This window comes from Wolbachia endosymbiont (group B) of Aricia artaxerxes (assembly GCF_964026975.1).
In the GTDB taxonomy this organism is placed as follows: Bacteria; Pseudomonadota; Alphaproteobacteria; order Rickettsiales; family Anaplasmataceae; genus Wolbachia.
Window position 1 is genome coordinate 1,609,973 of record NZ_OZ034718.1, and the last position, 17,200, is coordinate 1,627,172.

Here is a 17,200-nt window from a genome sequence, read left to right on the forward strand (position 1 = left end):
ATATTAATATTCAACTAGGCTAATGGGCAATGACAGACTTGAACTGCCGACCTCCTCGGTGTAAACGAGATGCTCTACCAGCTGAGCTAATTGCCCCTCTAGATATAATTCTATAGTTCAATGTTGTTGTTGTAAACAAAAATAGCGATACAAGCAACTCTTATGGAATCGCTGAGTGCGCACTATGGAGTTGTATAAATTTTAGCCTTGCTGCTACCTTGTATAAAGGTATTCTTTCACTTGCATTTTTTGACATGTTCAACAACTTTGAATAACATGCTGTGGCATTTTTAAAATCTGAGAGCTTATCTAGAATAACAGCTAAATTATAGGTATAAAAAATATTGTTTTGATCTAAAGAAATTGCTGCTTTCATATATTCTTTAGCTTTTATGTAATCCCCTTTTTTCATATAGATCAAACCTAAATTTGCTGATAAAGGGGCGCTATTTCTGAGTGTATCATACAATTTCAACATTTCACTCAATGCTAAATTAGGATCATATTGTGAAATTATCGTCAGAAAATTCTTTAATACATAAGGGTTGCTAGGATATTCTTTTAACAGTCTTGTGTAAATCTCTACAGCTTTTTTAAATTCTTTGTTAGCGTAATAGATATTCCCTAGTCCAATTAAAGCACTTTCATGATAAGGAAATTTTGCGATAATCTGATTGAGGAGAGAAGTAGCTGTTTCACTATCTCCTAACTCAAAGGAATCTTTTGCTTTTTTTAAAATAGAGTATATGTCAAAATTCTTGCCAGAATTCTGCGAAATTTTGATATTAAATTTGTCACTTTTTCTCTCGATAACATCAAGATCTTTATATTTTTTATCAGCTTTTATATGCTTGACAACACTATCAAAGACCTTCTGTATCTCCAAATTTTCACTAGCATAAGTAACAGAAGACCTCCATAAAATCACAACGCAAATTAACATGCAGACAAACATAGATCCTAGTGTTGTGGCATTGGCTGCAGCGCGTAACCAGTAAATCTTATTTCTTTGAACTATACGCAACACATTACAAATTCATAAATGCTAAATTACTTATCTAATATAATAATAAAGATATTATTAATTGGCAGATACTATTTAGAATGAGTTAAAAGAGCACTTCTACACATTCCATATGGTTGCCAATTACACTCCTCACATGCGTAGTCAAATTTCTCTAAAGACATTTTCTTTCTAATTCTTTTTACTGCTTTACTCCAGGTCAAAATCTCGCCAATTTTTATTCCTAAAATTTCCATATGCCTTCTATCTAGCTCTAAAACTTTAGCTTGTGTGGTACATTTACCTTGTTTAGTCTGGTTTGGGCAAACACTACAAATAGTGTCAAGATTATCAACTACTTCGATTTTAGTATTAGGATCACTAATTACTTTACTTGCTATCTTTTTGTAATTTTCTACAAAGCTCTGAGAATATCCATACCCTTGAAATGCAAGAGTGCACATAAAATGATGAGGACGAAACCTTATCACTTTTTCAAATACTGCAAAGCTGCTACAAGTAGAAAAATTTTTACCAAACCAGGAAGGATGAATGGTAAAACACCTACCATTATTGCTTGTTTCAGACCCACGTAAATAGTAAGCCAACTAATACCACAAATAAAGATTACGACTGTACCCGCCAGACAACTTAAAGAATTACACATAAATGATTTATATTTAGAGTTCAGTAATTCATTTACTTTGTTCATTACCATAACAGCAGCTAAACAGCCAATTAAATATCCACCTGTTGGTCCAAGAAAAATGTGATAACCACTAGAAAAATTCGCAAAAACAGGAAATCCTGCTGCACCAAGTGATAGATATGTAAGCACAGAATAGAATGCTGTTCTGCGGTTAAATTTAAGCCCAACAAGCATTAATCCTAAAGTTTGCAATGTGATAGGCACAGGCTGCAATGGTATGCTTATTTGAGCCATCAAGAATAAAAGTAAAACACAAGACAATATTTCAGCCAGTGTTGACCTACTGCTTGATTGTGTTATAAACATATCTTCCCAATAAAAATAACTTACTAAATGTAATATATGTGTATAAGAGGTTTTGCAATTTAAATTTTGCTTATATTGCGCTACAATGAATTATTTATGCACTATTTAAAAATGATGAGTAAACAAGATCTATTATCGTTGATGAAAGAAAGACACAGCGGACGTTCATACGATCCTACAAGAGCAATATTTCAGAAAGAAATGGATATTTTAATAGAAGCTGTAAGGCTAACACCCTCGTGTTTTGGTGATGAACCTTGGCGATATGTGATATGCAACAAACAGAACAATCAAAGCGCATGGAAAAAATTGCTCGGTTGCCTTGATGAATCTAATCAAAAGTGGGCAAAAGATGCACAAATACTAATTATATCTCTAAGCGCTAAGAACTTCCGTAAACAAGGTAAAGGAGAAAATCTTTGGGCTAAACATGATACTGGTGCAGCAAATTATGCACTTATGCTGCAGGCTGCAGCTATGAACTTAATGGCTCATCAAATGGGTGGATTTGATAGAGATAAAATAGTTAAGAGATTCAATATACCTGATGATTTTAATGTAATGTCAGTGATAGCAGTTGGTTACGAAAAAGAGGGTGCTGAAGTCAAAGAAAAACAAAGAAGATCAATAAAAGAAATATTCTTTTATGACGAATGGCCAGCGAGCTGACTTGACCATTCTTCTCTTAATATCTTAAAAATTGAATTATTTGGCAAATAATTTTTTTTCATCCTACCCTCTTCAATTGCTTGCCAGTCTTTCCATGAAAGCTTCTCGTTTCCAAGTTCATAGTCCATACCATCCCATATATCTTCTCGAAAGCCATAAACAGCAAAATGCCAATTATATTCATTAAAAATAGAAGTAAGATCTCGAAAATAGTGCTCTAATCCTTTTGAGCAGCGGTGCCCGCCAAACTCTCCAGCAAGGATCTTATAATCTGGTATATTATACCTCTTTTGGAAAATTTTTACAGGTTCTATATATGATTTTAACTTATCTTTATTCCAATACTCTACTTTTTTTGCATCAAAAGATTGAACATGTCCAGGGTAGGCGAAGTTACCTTGGTTTAATTTTAAGTTTGTATAAGCAAAGGGCTCATATATATGAAATGAATAAAGAACATTTTTATCACTAACTGGTTCAAATTTGTTAAAAGTATTAGAGTCAGCATAACTGCTGCTATCAAGTATTATTGGGGTCTCTGAGTCAACTTGGCGGATACTGTTTACCACGCTGCTATAAAAGCCAAATAGATTCTTCTGAACTTTGCTTTGTTCTACTTTATAAATAGCCGAGTCTGCAGTATTATAAAGCCTTTCTGGATGTGGTTCATTTAAGATATTATATCCAACAATAGCAGGATGATCTTTAAGCTCTTTCGCAAGATCTTGCCAAAATTTTGCTGCTTGTTTTTGAAAAGCTTGATCTGACCATAAACGTAAATCATCTTTATCGTTATTATTTTGCTTCCATCTAGATCCAGGTAAGCTAAGCATCGTTAACACTACTGGTATTTTTTGTTGATGAAAAGCATCTAAAACATCTTTCAGAACTTTCAGGTCTTTGGAAATCAGGCCCGGATAATTGTCTGCATTGCCTAAGAGGAAGTCACGTTGCGTAGTTTCAAATTTGTCAGGAGCAAGACGAATAAAACCAATTTTGTATTCCTTTGCTGCTTTGATTAAGTCACTATCAACTTTTCTATTGAAAACATTTGCTCCCTTTCTGACTCCAGTTTGCCAAAAGAGCATTTTGCTGTTCTCCGGTATTGACTTAGCACTCACATTACAGAAAACTGTAGAATACAAAACAGCTGTAATTAGAAGAAAAATTTTCACTTATATAATTTTGCTATAATGGTAAGTAACCTAACAGACAAGATCCCGTTTGTAAAGATGCATGGTACTGGCAATAGTTTTGTTATCATAGACTCACGTTCAGCAAATAATTTAGACTGGAATTATAGACAAATTGCTGATCAAGGCAGTTGTGATCAAGTGATAATTATAACAATGTCTAATGCTGCAAACTGCTTTATGCATATCTACAATGCTGACGGTAGTCGAGCTGAAATGTGTGGAAACGCAGCACGCTGTGTTGGATATTTGATAATGTTAGAAAAAGGTACTGAATATATCACTATTGAGCTGATAAATAATCGTATCTTAGAATGTTTTAAAGTAGGTGATAAATCAATAAAGGTCAATATGGGTAAACCACTGCTTAAATGGAATGAAATTCCTCTTTCTTGTGAATGCGATCCCCTTTATCTACCTATAGAGCTTGAAATGCTGAAAGAGCCAGTTGCAGTAAATATTGGTAACCCTCATATAGTTTTTTTTGTTGATAACATAAGCGAAATACCATTGCAGAATTTAGGACCAAAGCTAGAAAATCACGAATTATTTCCTCAGAAAACAAATGTTAGTATTGCACAAATAGAAAAATCTGGAGAAATAAACTTAAGAGTTTGGGAAAGAGGAACAGGTATTACTGCTTCATGTGGTAGTGCGGCTTGTGCAGCATTTGTTGCATCTATACTTCGTAAGTGTTTGGCTACTAAACAAACTTCAGTACATTTACCAGGAGGTCATTTACTGATTGAGTGGTCAAAAAATATACTGATGACTGGGGATATAGGGTTTTTATGACCTAGGCTAGGCACTGACACTCATTACTTCTAACACCTTTTTACCAATCACAGCAGGGGTTTCTGCAATCGCAATCCCAGCACTGCGCATAACCTCTAACTTTGCACCAGCACTTCCACCGCTGGAAGAGATGATTGCTCCAGCGTGTCCCATACGTCTTCCTGGAGGTGCCGTTTGGCCTGCTACAAAACCAACGATTGGCTTTTTAGTTTTTTCTGTTTTCACAAAATGTGATACATCTTCTTCTTCGTTTCCACCTATTTCACCAATAACTACAATACCATGAGTATCGTCATCTTTTAAAAAGAGCTCCATACAGTCAACAAATGTCATACCATGAACTGGATCCCCCCCAATTCCGATACACGTGGATTGACCAAGACCAACAGCAGTTGTTTGTGCTACCGCTTCATAAGTTAAAGTTCCAGAGCGAGACATAATTCCTATATGTCCACGTTTGTGAATATGTCCTGGCATAATTCCTATTTTGCATTCTTCAGGTGTAATAACCCCTGGACAGTTTGGGCCAATCAATCGACTGTTTGAACCAGCGAGAGCATGCTTTACCTTTACCATGTCAAGTATAGGAATGCCCTCTGTAATACAAATTATCAATTCTATTTTTGCATCTATTGCTTCAAGTATTGCAGCAGCAGCAAATTTAGCAGGTACATATATAACTGTAGCATTTGCACAGGTTTTTTCTTTGGCTTCTGCTACAGTATTAAAAACCGGTAAATTAAGGTGAGTGCTACCACCCTTTCCAGGAGTTACACCTCCCACCATTTTCGTTCCGTAATCAATTGCTTGCTCTGAATGAAATGTGCCTTGTGCACCAGTAAAACCCTGGCATATTAATCTTGTATCTTTGTTTACTAAAACGGACATGCTTTATTTTACCTCTTTTACTATCTTTTGCGCAGCATCACCCAGTTCATCTGCAGCAATAATATTTAATCCTGACTCTTCTAAGATTTTTTTTCCTTCTTCAAAATTAGTACCTGATAATCTAACCACTAGAGGAACTCTAATGCTCATTTCTTTTGCAGCCGCAACAATTCCACTTGCGATAATATCGCAACGCATTATACCACCAAATATGTTAACCAGAATTCCTTTTACGTTGCTATCAGACAATATGATTTTAAATGCTTCAGTTACAGTTTCTTTACTCGCTCCACCACCAACATCCAAAAAGTTAGCAGGCTCTGCTCCATAGTACTTTATTATATCCATTGTTGCCATAGCAAGACCTGCACCGTTCACCATGCAACCAATATTGCCATCCATTTTGATGTAACTAAGTCCATGTTTTGAAGCTTCTATCTCTTCTTTAACTTCTTCATCATAATCACGAAGCTGCACGATTTCTGGATGACGATATAAAGCGTTGTCATCAAAATTAATTTTAGCATCAAGTGCAACAAAATCCCCAGAATTTGTTTCAACTAGTGGGTTAATTTCTATTTGGCTTGCATCAGTTGTAATAAACGCATCATATATATTTTTTGCAATATTTGTTATTCTTTCTATTTGTTCTGAATTCAAATTAAAATTATTGGCAAGTTTACTGTTATCAAGATTTGTAAAACCAGTAGCAGGGTCAATATCAAATTTCACAATTTTTGTAGGAGAATTTTTTGCTACCTCTTCAATATCCATACCACCTTCTGAGGAAAATATAAATACTAACCTACTGAGCTTTGGATCAACTACTAGACTCAAATAGTACTCTTTTTTAATGCTTGAACCTTCCTCAATGTATATTCTTCTTACCTGCTGTCCACTAGGCCCTGTTTGATGAGTAACTAAAGTTATGCCGAGCATGTTCTTTACAAACTGTTGAGCTTCTTCAACTGACTTTGCTAGCTTTACACCACCAGCCTTACCCCTACCACCTGCATGAATCTGAGCTTTAACCACAAACACGTCAGATTTTAGTTGATTTATTTGAGTTTCTACTCCTTCTGCAGATGTAGCAACAAAACCCTTTGGTACCGGGACATTAAACTTGTGTAAAATTTCCTTTGCTTGATATTCATGAATATTCATAAGATAACTAATTATTAACCTTAGTAAAAACTACCAACCATAACGCTGTCTTCTGCATTCTTGCTGATACCTCTTTTTCCTTGCTTCAGCTTTTTTTTTAGCTGTTTTCTCTGATTTCTTTTCGTGATATTTTTTTTTCATTTTGAGCCCTCTTCCTTCCTTTTGAATTATTTTTCTCAACACTGGAAGAGCTCTATCTACATCACCATAATGGACTGATACTTCAATCAAACTCTATACCTCCTTCGGTAATCACTTCAAAATCCATTTATAAATTAGAAAATTAACATTGTCAATTATTTTATAAACTTGAGCGATAGAATATGATATGCAGTGATTTATATGAAAAAAGCTTCATTCTGCTGTCAATCATTTACTTGCTGATAAAAATTGCTCTTAGGTTACAGTGCTCTTGTAATTTTTCTAATCTCGGGGCGGAGAGATTTGAACTCCCGACCCTTTGGTCCCAAACCAAATGCGCTACCAGGCTGCGCTACGCCCCGACTTCTTTACTAAGAGTATCGATAGTTCGGAAAAATGCAAGTTTCATTTATTTCTTTTAGGAAAAATATAATGCAGATTTCTTTATATAGAGTGTCAAGTTGCACTAGCCATATTAAAAAATCTAGCTATACCAATTGGTGAAGGTTAATGCAGCAACTACAGCAGTATCAACTCTCAAAATTCTTTTTCCTAGACTCAGTTTCTGACAAAATTTATTGGCAGAATCAAGTTCGCAAGATGAAAAACCACCTTCGGGGCCAACAATAATAGCAACGTTTTTCTTGCCTTTTAGAACTTTATTAGGAGGTTGTCCTTCACCTGTTTCATCACACAAAACAAAATTTTTATTCTGGGAATCGGATAATTCACAAAAATTAATAGGAAGAAAAATCTGTGGTATACTTGTCCTACCGGATTGTTCCGCAGCTTCAATTGCCTGTAATTTCGCTCTACTTAGGTTAATGTTTTTTACTACTGTACGTTCTGTTGAAATAAATTGAATGCAGGTTACTCCCATTTCAGTTGCTTGTCTTACTATGTTGCTTAAGGCGCCGCTTTTTACCAGAGCACAATACAAATATAGATTTTTTTCATGTTGTTGTTGTTTAGTGCGTTCTTTTATTATAATTTTTGTCGATTTACTTGATATATTCACTACTTCTCCTAACCATTCTCCATCCTTTCCATTAAAAAGATAGATGTTATCATGCTTCTTAAGCCGCATTACATTGTAAATATAGTGACTTTGTCGTGGATGAAGCGCCAAACTTACATTTTGTGATAAAGCTTCTTCAACATAAAGCCTAATTTTTTTCATTCAAAACTTTAGTTATTTGCATTCTGTTTGAGTGACTCTTACGGGATTTGAACCCGTGTTACCACCGTGAAAGGGTGGTGTCCTAACCACTAGACGAAAGAGTCGACTTGAATCTAACTGAGTTATATCGATTATACATATAAAGTCAATTCAATTATTTTGAATCACACAGTTAGAGTAGTGATTTTATATCGACAGCCTCCTATTACCCCATGTTCAATGCTTACTGAACCTATCTCAGATTTAGGAGCTTTAGATCCTAATTCTAATTTTTGTTCAACTTTTGTATCTGAATCATAGCCAGAATCGTATCCAGAATCTCTACGCTCAAAATTTTGCCTTATTTCTTTTACGTTAAAGCCAGCCTTGGTCTTGATTTGCTGACTCGCTGGCTTATTAGCACTTTGCTCATTTAGTTTTACTTGCAAATTATTCACTTTATCCTTCACTAATCCATGATAAGTCCCAGAATTATCTTTTATATGTTTTGCTTGTCTTTCTGATCTCTTTTTCGATAAATCTACTTTAGCATAAATAGGCTCTGGTTGCTCTTTATGATTTAAGCTAGTGGGCTTTTTTTGCTCTGAGAAATCATCTACATCTTCATAAATAGGTTCTCCTGATATACTAGAATAACCACTATCTTTCAATGATAAATTTTCAGTAGATCTTTTATGCAAATCATATACTTCAGCATAAATGGATTCTTCCGATACGCTCAACTCTTCTAATGAGTTACTAACCTTAGCGTCATATACCTCATCATAAATGGGCTCTTTTAAAAGTAAAATATCATCATGCTCAAAAATCCTAGGAGGTTTTTTAGGTGAGTTGGCCTTAAATTTTATCTCTACTTCCTCTTTAAGCTTGTCACAACTTTCCGTTTGTTTCAAAATCTCCAATATTTCTTTTCTTTCTTTTTTTATTAGCTCACCAAGCACTAAACAACATTTTTCTTTATGATCTTTGAGACTGTCCTTATCTCCGTACTGCATAGCTTATGATGCTATTTTGTATTGAAGGATTACATTTCCTATACTATTATTTATCTCATTAATATTGGCTTTGTTGCATAGCACTGATAGGCATGTAAATCACAGTGAATTTACGCAGCTAATTTAAATTCAGCCATACCTATATCAGTAAATTTGTTCAATAAGTAGCACTTAATTAACAGCTCTTTTTCACGATTTACCTCTGATTTATTTTTCAAGCCAAACCCAAATATTTGCTTCAACCTATAGAAAAAGACTTCAATATAAGACCGTGCTCCATACTTAACTTTTTTCTTCCATTCATTAATACCATCTTCATAATTCTCATATGACCTAATTCTACTAATATACTTGTTTCTTTCTGATAAGTAGTCAGCTAAACAAATTTTAGTATCCTTCCTAGGGCGAATAATAGGCACAATATTGTATTTTCTGCATTCTTTATACACACTTTTTATATCATAAGCCGCATCTGCTCGAATAGAACAAATGTTATATTTATCACTGACTTCTTCTAACATATCGCAGACCGGCAAATAGTCTACAGCAACACCACTAGTGTAGTTCATGCTTATTGCTTTCTTATCATTTATGTTTAAAACAACATGTAATTTTCTTACTTGACCATAACCACTGTATTTTCTTTTTCGAATATTAAGCTTACTATGCCCACCGTTATTATTGTAGATACTAACTCTAGTGCTATCTACGGCAATTTCAACATTTTCCAGATCATCTTTATTGCTTCTATGGTCATCAATCTTCAAATTAAGCTTTTTAAATCTTCTGGAAGCTTGTGTATAGCTGATAATCTTAAGTTTTTTGCCTATTTGTACCATATAACCTTTTACAAAACCTACAGCTTGTCTCAAGCCAATTCTAAAAAGATGAACTATTATGTGTATTAAAATTACAACTTTATCACTATAAGTGTTATTGCCACCTGCAACTTTTGGACTATTTTCATACCAATTTTCTATGGCTTGATTAACAAAATGAAAAACATTTCCTCTTTTTTTGAGAAACTCGTTATATTCTCTTTGGTTACTTACTCTCATTTTTTGTGGCATAAGTTGTACTTGTTTGAAAAATGCCTATTTTACAACAAAATTCGTTAGTAGCCATATATTAAAAAGCTTTTCTTCTTACAATAACCTCAACCAACACTAGCTATGCAACAAAGCCATTAATATTTGCTCCAGCACTAATAAGTAACGTCATTACATTATGATCAAGATTTGTTACTGCATACTCTAAAGCTCGATTTAAAGTTTGATCATTATTCAAGTCAAATGACCCCTTGTTCCTAAAAGGATTAATTCTAGAAAAGAGTTTTTCAAAGCTGTTTACTATATTATGAAGACTTAAAGCTAGCCTCACGCCTCTTATATTGCTATTTCTAGCGGATTTAATTAAAAAACTATCTACTTATACCCATGATCGTACCCCTCTATACAAAAGCTCACCATATGTGGTACAATCTTAAACTATAACGATTTATTTTATATTAATAATCGCTTTTCACACCCACTTAACAAGAGGAGGCATCGACATCATAATTGCATCGGGGTTACCATTAGTCATTAAACCAAACCTTGTACCACGATCATAAAGAAGATTGAACTCCACATATCTGCCACGTTTTATCAATTGTTCTTCTCGTTGTTCTTTTGTCCAAGATTTTTGCATATGTTTGTGTATGATGTGTAAGTAAATTTCTAAAAAGGCTTCACCTACTGCTTTTGTGAACTCAAAATCGTTTTTCCAGTTGCCAGAAGTTAGATTGTCATAAAAAATTCCACCAATACCACGTGGCTCTTTTCTATGTTGTAAAAAAAAGTAATCATCACATTGCTTTTTAAATTTCGGATAATATTCGATGTTGAACTCATCGCAAGTTGCTTTAATTGATTCGTGAATATACTTGCAATCTCCCTCATCCTTATAAATTGGAGTAAAGTCCATTCCTCCACCAAACCATTGTTTTGAGGTATATATCAATCTTGTGTTCATATGTGCTGCAGGGATAAGGGGAGATTGCATGTGAGACACTAAAGATATACCGCTTGCCCAAAACTCTCCATTGCTTTCACTTGCACCAGGAATTTCATTAATGGCTGAGTCTTCGAGCTTTCCGTATACTCTTGAGACGTTTATTCCAACTTTTTCAAAAATATTACCAAAGATAATTGTAGATTCACCACTTCCTCCACCTGGTCGGTTCCACTTTCTTTTTTCGATTTTTGGTTGTGTGAATGACTGTACCTCAATTGATAAGAAAGATTCGGTGATCTTGTTTCTCAGTGCGCAGAACCATTCAAATGCTTGTGTCTTTTGTTTTTCCATAATGCCTTCTGTTGGCTTATTAATATTATTGTACTCTATATTTACAGGACTTAATTAGATTGGGATAGTAACTACTCATCAAGGATGTTAATAAATCTATAATAATTAAATCAATATAGTAGAATATTTTTATATGTGCAAGGATGCCAAGCAATAATAATGAGTAAAAGATACATAGATAACAAAAAAGAGAACAGAGTTGACTTCATACTAAGAAATTATGGGATGTCAATTATTGTGATGGCAGTCATTATGTTCTTACCTCCAATAGCAATATCAGTACTCTATTTTTCTAATGTATATAGTCAGCATGTTAATATAGAGATTAATTTATTAATTAGCATTCTAATGACTCTCTTTGTGGTATATAATATAAAACGTTACAAGTATCTACTTAATATCATAGAGTTTCAAAATGCAATATTTGCAAATGCGCTGAATCATAATACAGAGTTTTGTCTCATTTTACATAAAGATGAGGGTATTATTTATGCTGATGCGAGGTTCTACGAAAGGTTCAAAGATCACATAAACGATGATGTTACGCTAGATAAAATTCTTGAAGCAGGAGATGTGTCAGAAAAAGACAGAAAATCACTCTATCATGCGTTAAGAAATAACACTTCTGTAAAAGTATGCATTTCCTTAAGCAAGAAGAGTAGAATATCTAACTTTCTTTTGCTCTCTGAACCAATACCGGATAATCCACAAATTGCTATAAATAGCAATAAGACTTTAAATTTATCATTAGCCCCAATAGCAAGACCGAATGGGTATTTTGTACTGAAGGCAACACAGGTAAACAAAGAGCAGGTATATGAAGAGTTGATAGAGAAACACAATATAGCAACTTACGTTGCAAATACAAAAGGAGGTATCTTATCTGTAAATAAAAGATTTTTAGACATGTTTGAACTAAAAAAATTGGAAAAAGGTAGCTCAATCAATGATTTTATATCTCAATCTAAGTATGACGATACAATAACCAAAAATGAAATTATGTTTTTTACTATAAGCGGTGCTCCATTTAAGGCTTATATGAGTACTGCTATATTTTGTGATAAATACAATCATAGCTATATACACGGCTTTATAACACCAACTGAATCAAATATTGTTGATTATCAACTACACCCTTGTTTTACAAATTCGTCAATTGCTATTGCACAATGCGATATAAATGGCAATTTTATAAAGAAAAATATAGCATTAGTAAAACTTGCGGGGTCAAGTAATGATTCTATCTTTGCATTGATATCAGATGGTTATCATATGAAAGTGCGTGAATATTTTTCAAGTAATAGGATAAATAATGCGTCCTTTGATGTGCAGCTCAATGGCGGTAATAACATGAAAATATATTTTAATAAGTTTCTTCATAATAAAGTGATGTTCATACTTTGTTATTTTATTGATAATACTGAACGTAAAAAACTAGAGATAAAACTTGAGCATTATCAAAAGGTGCAAGCTATAGGGCAATTAGCAGGTGGTATTGCACATGATTTCAATAATATATTAACCGGAATAATAGGATTTTGTGATTTGCTTTTACTCCAGCACTCAGCTAGCGATCCATCTTTTGGAGATATAATACAGATACAGCAAAATGCAAAACGTGGGTCAAATTTAGTAAGACAACTGCTTGCTTTTTCAAGAAGACAGACTTTGCAGCCAAAGATTATTAATGTAAATGGTACGATAGCTAATCTTTATGAAATGATCAAAAGATTAATAGGTGAAAATATAAAATTTAATATTTATTATGGTAGCGATTTGGGTGCTGTTAGGGCTGACCAAGGACAATTAGAGCAAGTTATGCTTAACTTAGCAGTTAATGCTGGTGCTGCTATGGAAAAGGGGGGAGAGTTAACTATACGAACCTTTAATCAAAAGGTTGATTCATTAAATTCTACACCTCAGGATATGTTTTCTCCAGATAAGGAAACGATTGAACATGGGAATTATGTTGTGATTGAAGTGATTGATACTGGATGTGGAATGACGAGTGATATAATTGAAAAGGCATTTGATCCATTTTTTTCTACCAAAGATATTACTTCTGGTACAGGTCTTGGCCTCTCTACTGTATATGGCATTATTAAACAAACCGAAGGATACATCTATGTTGCTAGCAAAGTGAATCATGGAACTAAATTTAGCATATTTTTGCCCATAGTTTACATATCGGATGAAAATGATAAAGAGGAAGATAGTAAAGAAATAGAGAAACCGGTAGAGATTAAAGGTAATGGTATAATTTTATTAATTGAAGATGAAGATTCAGTAAGGGAATTTACTGCTAAGGCTCTTACAAGAAAAGGATTTAATGTAATAGAAGCGAGTATAGGCAGCGAGGCACTAGAGATCATTAGAAAAAAAAATCAACACATAGATCTAATAATCACTGATGTAATCATGCCAGAGGTGAGTGGTCCAGAAATAGTTAAAGAAACATTGATACATAGGCCAAACATCAAAGTTATTTTTATTTCTGGGTATACAGAGGATGCTTTTTTAAAGAGCGATGAAATCAATATAGAAGACTTCCATTTTTTACCCAAACCATTTACTCTGAATGAGTTAGGAAATAAGGTTCAAAGTGTGTTACACAAGACAAAAAAAGGCAGTTTACTTTGAGTATGATTGGCAACAAAAAAATTTTTCTAATGCAAAAATTTCTTGCATATATACAATAGAGTTATTTTATACATAAGATAAAAGGCGTGAGCAAGATCATTGCAATAGTAAATCAAAAGGGTGGAGTTGGTAAAACTACAACTAGTATAAATTTATCAACAGCCTTTGCTGCTGTGGGAAAAAGTACTTTACTGGTAGATCTTGACCCTCAAGGAAATGCTAGTACAGGACTTGGGATTTCTTATCGTAGCAGGGAAGAAAAAAATATATATAAAATACTGCTGAGCAGCGAAAGTGAATTGGTGGAATCGGCAATTTTCAATATAAAGGAAATTCCAAATCTATCGCTGATTTCATCAGTGGTTGACTTATCAGCTGCAGAAATTGAGCTATCACAACTTGAGCAGGGAAAATTCGTACTAAAAGATACGCTAGAGAAAGTACGTAATAATTATGAGTACATAATTATCGATTGTCCTCCATCACTTGGTCTGCTTACTATCAATGCTCTGACCGCTGCTGACTCGATTATTGTTCCTCTTCAGTGTGAATTTTTCGCTCTGGAAGGATTGAGCCATTTAGTTAAGACTGTAGAGCTGATAAAAAGAAATAACCTAAACCCTTTCCTGTTAATAGAAGGAATATTGCTCACAATGTATGACAGACGCAACAAACTTAGTGAGCAGATTAAAAATGATATTTGCCAATATTTAAATGATAAAGTATATAAAACTATTATCCCCTTGTATGAGACCATTATTCCACGTAATGTACGGTTATCAGAAGCGCCTTCTCATGGAAAACCTGCTATTGTATATGATCTTAAGTGTCCTGGTGCACAAGCATATATAAGTTTGGCAAAAGAAATTTTAAAGAAACACATGAGCATCTGTAAAGAGAAAAAGCTGATAAGTGAGGGTGCAGCGTGAAGGACAATAGGCGCTTAGGTAGAGGTCTTGCTGGCCTCATAGGCGATAATTATGGTAATAAAGAAGATCGGTTACCTATTTCATTACTACACCCGAGCAAATTTCAGCCGAGAAAATATTTTGATGAGGAGTCATTAAAAGAACTTGCAGGTTCGATAGAGAAAAATGGTATAATACAACCTGTTGTGGTGCGCAAAGATCCAAGTAATGAAGGTTATGAAATAGTAGCAGGGGAACGTCGTTGGCGAGCAAGTAAGGTCATAAATCTTGATAGTGTGCCGGTTATCATAAAAGATTTAAATGACAAGGAATGCTTAGAAGTATCGATAATTGAAAACATACAGAGGCAAGATATTAATCCAATAGAAGAAGGTGAGGCGTACAGAAAACTAATAGATGAATTCTCCTATACACACGAAGAATTAGCCTTAACTTTAGGTAAAAGCCGCAGTCACATAACCAATATGATACGAATGCTGTCACTCCCTAATGGAGTAAAAACAATGATCAACGAGAAAAAATTGTCTATGGGTCATGCAAGAGCATTGATTAATGTTGAAAATGCGGAAAGTATTGCAGAAAGAATAGTTTCTCAGGGCCTGAGCGTTAGGCGAACTGAAAAATTGATAAAAGACTTACAACAAAATAACGACCGAAAAGAGCATAAGTGTACTAAAAATCAAGATATGGCAGTATTAGAAGGAGCTATATCTTCTCAGCTTGGTTTAAAGATCAAAATTAATGACAGTAATTCTAAGGGTAAAGTCATGATACGTTATAACAACTCAAATGAATTGGATTTTATATTGAAAATTTTGAATAGAAGACTTGAATCAGCTATTAATGTCGAAAGTAGCTCATAGAAATTTCTTGACAAACCTTCCCACTTTCCTTGCAATGGAAGTGAAATGGTGGAGTTTGTCAAGTAAGTTATTTCGTTTCTACCTTCAATAAAAATTTGCACGCAATAGCACAGAAGCATACGTTGCTATTCCCTCATTTCTTCCAATAGAACCTAATTTTTCCGCTGTGGTTGCTTTGATATTTACGAATTCACCATTAATTTCTAATATTTTTGATATGAATTCCTTCATTCCTGCTTTGTAAGGCGATATTTTAGGCTCTTCACAAACTATAGTAATATCTAAATTAGACACGCTATATCCTTTTTCCTGTGCTTTTTTAGCAGCAAAGTCAAGAAAATGAGATGAATTGCAATCCTTCCATTTAGAGGAATTAGGAGGAAAATGTTCTCCTATATCGCCACATCCTAGTGCTCCGAGTATTGCATCAACGATTGCATGTATTGCAACATCACCATCGGAATGTGCCTCTATTGCCATATTATGCTCAATTTCCACACCGCAAATTTTTATAAAGCTCTTAGCATCATTTTGAATTTTAACAAATTTATGTATATCATAACTGGTTCCGACACGGAATTTTGGCTCTCCAAAGAGAAGTTTTGCCATATTGATATCCTCTTTTGTAGTTAACTTAAAATTCTTTTTCTCACCTTCAATAATCGCAACATGTTTTTTATGCTCTACCATTAGTGATGAATCATCAGTAAATTCTTTGACTGATTGATGGCACGATAATAATTCTCTGAAATTAAAAATTTGAGGAGTTTGCATGGCTCTAAGTTTTTCTCTTGAAATCGTAGATTCAATGAAATTATTACTCACCAACGATATAGTATCCTCGACTTCTATTGCTGGAACTACTCCTGTATATTGACCATTAATCATAGATTCAATCAAGTTGTTTATTAGAATATTTGATACAAAAGGCCTACAAGCGTCATGTATAATAACAAAATCTGGATTGATCTTTTGCAAACTCTCCAGTCCAAGTTTAACTGAACTCTGCCTGCTTTTTCCTCCACATACTGGACTCAGCAATTTAGTATCTATAGTTGATGACGTAACTTCTTTATAGAAATCTTTTTGACTTTCATTCACTACCACTCTTATGTAACTTATGTACTGATTAGCTAAGAATTTCCTAATTGTGTGAAATAAAACAGACTTACCTGCCAATTTTATATACTGTTTAGGGATTTTGGCATTGCATCTACTGCCTACTCCTGCTGCAACTATTAATGCTGCTATCTTGTATTCCTCAAGTCTGTTAGTGTACATGCTTACCATTTTCGGTGTTAATACAAGTTATCTAGCATTTTAAAAAAGTTGATCCAATTCTCAAAAAAGAATATTCTTTTACTAGGTGTAATATATGC

18 protein-coding genes and 3 tRNA genes are annotated in these 17,200 nt (G+C 34.0%); 5 read left to right on the forward strand and 16 right to left on the reverse strand.

The window, feature by feature from the left end; translation table 11 throughout:
* Positions 1–23: 23 nt before the first annotated feature.
* The 4 genes from AAGE00_RS07525 to AAGE00_RS07540 all read right to left on the reverse strand — a co-directional run bounded on the left by AAGE00_RS07525 (position 24) and on the right by AAGE00_RS07540 (position 2,018).
* Positions 24–96, reverse strand: a tRNA-Val gene (locus AAGE00_RS07525).
* Between the two features lie 64 nt (positions 97–160).
* Positions 161–1,027: a tetratricopeptide repeat protein gene (locus AAGE00_RS07530; RefSeq protein WP_012481956.1), complete on the reverse strand. Its 867-nt coding sequence runs from the start codon at positions 1,025–1,027 to the stop codon at positions 161–163.
* A 68-nt stretch (positions 1,028–1,095) separates the two neighbouring features.
* On the reverse strand, positions 1,096–1,494 hold the full coding sequence (locus AAGE00_RS07535) for a DUF1284 domain-containing protein (protein WP_029237639.1): 399 nt from the start codon (positions 1,492–1,494) through the stop codon (positions 1,096–1,098).
* Positions 1,491–2,018 (reverse strand): biotin transporter BioY, encoded by a 528-nt coding sequence (locus AAGE00_RS07540; RefSeq protein ID WP_214303151.1) that lies wholly within the window; start codon positions 2,016–2,018, stop codon positions 1,491–1,493. Before AAGE00_RS07540 ends, AAGE00_RS07535 begins: the two co-directional genes overlap by 4 nt.
* A 96-nt stretch (positions 2,019–2,114) precedes the next feature.
* Between AAGE00_RS07540 and AAGE00_RS07545 the strand changes: the two genes are divergently transcribed.
* Complete coding sequence (locus AAGE00_RS07545) at positions 2,115–2,687, forward strand: nitroreductase family protein (RefSeq protein WP_052264977.1); 573 nt, start codon at positions 2,115–2,117, stop codon at positions 2,685–2,687.
* Here the strand turns inward: AAGE00_RS07545 and AAGE00_RS07550 are convergent.
* Positions 2,663–3,808 carry a glycoside hydrolase family 5 protein gene (locus AAGE00_RS07550; RefSeq protein ID WP_230609270.1) on the reverse strand — a complete coding sequence of 382 codons (1,146 nt, stop codon included), beginning with the start codon at positions 3,806–3,808 and terminating at the stop codon, positions 2,663–2,665. The genes AAGE00_RS07545 and AAGE00_RS07550 overlap by 25 nt on opposite strands.
* Before the next feature lie 72 nt (positions 3,809–3,880).
* On the opposite strand from AAGE00_RS07550, the gene dapF reads away from it, so the two are divergent.
* On the forward strand, positions 3,881–4,675 hold the full coding sequence (gene dapF, locus AAGE00_RS07555; RefSeq protein WP_012481958.1) for a diaminopimelate epimerase: 795 nt from the start codon (positions 3,881–3,883) through the stop codon (positions 4,673–4,675).
* 6 nt (positions 4,676–4,681) lie between these two features.
* Here dapF and sucD read toward each other — a convergent pair whose 3' ends face one another.
* The 10 genes from sucD to hemF all read right to left on the reverse strand — a co-directional run bounded on the left by sucD (position 4,682) and on the right by hemF (position 11,389).
* Complete coding sequence (gene sucD, locus AAGE00_RS07560; protein WP_007302348.1) at positions 4,682–5,563, reverse strand: succinate--CoA ligase subunit alpha; 882 nt, start codon at positions 5,561–5,563, stop codon at positions 4,682–4,684.
* A gap of 3 nt (positions 5,564–5,566) precedes the next feature.
* Positions 5,567–6,727, reverse strand: coding sequence for an ADP-forming succinate--CoA ligase subunit beta (gene sucC / locus AAGE00_RS07565; protein ID WP_341815245.1), 1,161 nt, complete (start codon positions 6,725–6,727; stop codon positions 5,567–5,569).
* Between the two features lie 30 nt (positions 6,728–6,757).
* Entirely contained in the window at positions 6,758–6,958 is a 201-nt protein-coding gene (gene rpsU, locus AAGE00_RS07570) for a 30S ribosomal protein S21 (protein WP_007302350.1), read from the reverse strand.
* A 198-nt stretch (positions 6,959–7,156) separates the two neighbouring features.
* A tRNA-Pro gene (locus AAGE00_RS07575) sits at positions 7,157–7,230 on the reverse strand.
* A gap of 122 nt (positions 7,231–7,352) precedes the next feature.
* Entirely contained in the window at positions 7,353–8,048 is a 696-nt protein-coding gene (locus AAGE00_RS07580; protein WP_007302351.1) for a 16S rRNA (uracil(1498)-N(3))-methyltransferase, read from the reverse strand.
* Positions 8,049–8,080: 32 nt separating this feature from the next.
* A tRNA-Glu gene (locus tag AAGE00_RS07585) sits at positions 8,081–8,152 on the reverse strand.
* Between the two features lie 60 nt (positions 8,153–8,212).
* Positions 8,213–9,043 (reverse strand): hypothetical protein, encoded by an 831-nt coding sequence (locus tag AAGE00_RS07590; protein ID WP_007302352.1) that lies wholly within the window; start codon positions 9,041–9,043, stop codon positions 8,213–8,215.
* Positions 9,044–9,153: 110 nt separating this feature from the next.
* A complete protein-coding gene (locus tag AAGE00_RS07595; protein ID WP_341815149.1) occupies positions 9,154–10,113 on the reverse strand; it encodes an IS5 family transposase in 960 nt (319 codons plus the stop codon).
* Positions 10,114–10,213: 100 nt separating this feature from the next.
* Entirely contained in the window at positions 10,214–10,423 is a 210-nt protein-coding gene (locus AAGE00_RS07600; protein WP_341815246.1) for a hypothetical protein, read from the reverse strand.
* 141 nt (positions 10,424–10,564) lie between these two features.
* Complete coding sequence (gene hemF, locus AAGE00_RS07605) at positions 10,565–11,389, reverse strand: oxygen-dependent coproporphyrinogen oxidase (RefSeq protein WP_213863754.1); 825 nt, start codon at positions 11,387–11,389, stop codon at positions 10,565–10,567.
* Positions 11,390–11,548: 159 nt separating this feature from the next.
* Here hemF and AAGE00_RS07610 point away from each other — a divergent pair, with 159 nt between their 5' ends.
* The 3 genes from AAGE00_RS07610 (at position 11,549) to AAGE00_RS07620 (ending at position 15,821) form a co-directional block, all read left to right on the forward strand.
* The gene (locus AAGE00_RS07610; RefSeq protein ID WP_007302355.1) at positions 11,549–14,029 is read left to right on the forward strand and encodes a response regulator; all 2,481 of its coding nucleotides are present in this window, start codon (positions 11,549–11,551) and stop codon (positions 14,027–14,029) included.
* Between the two features lie 86 nt (positions 14,030–14,115).
* Positions 14,116–14,958: a ParA family protein gene (locus AAGE00_RS07615; protein ID WP_006014513.1), complete on the forward strand. Its 843-nt coding sequence runs from the start codon at positions 14,116–14,118 to the stop codon at positions 14,956–14,958.
* Positions 14,955–15,821: a ParB/RepB/Spo0J family partition protein gene (locus AAGE00_RS07620; protein ID WP_213863753.1), complete on the forward strand. Its 867-nt coding sequence runs from the start codon at positions 14,955–14,957 to the stop codon at positions 15,819–15,821. Before AAGE00_RS07615 ends, AAGE00_RS07620 begins: the two co-directional genes overlap by 4 nt.
* Before the next feature lie 84 nt (positions 15,822–15,905).
* Here the strand turns inward: AAGE00_RS07620 and ispD are convergent, their stop codons facing one another.
* A complete protein-coding gene (ispD, locus tag AAGE00_RS07625) occupies positions 15,906–17,111 on the reverse strand; it encodes a 2-C-methyl-D-erythritol 4-phosphate cytidylyltransferase (RefSeq protein ID WP_052264975.1) in 1,206 nt (401 codons plus the stop codon).
* Between the last annotated feature and the right edge of the window lie 89 nt (positions 17,112–17,200).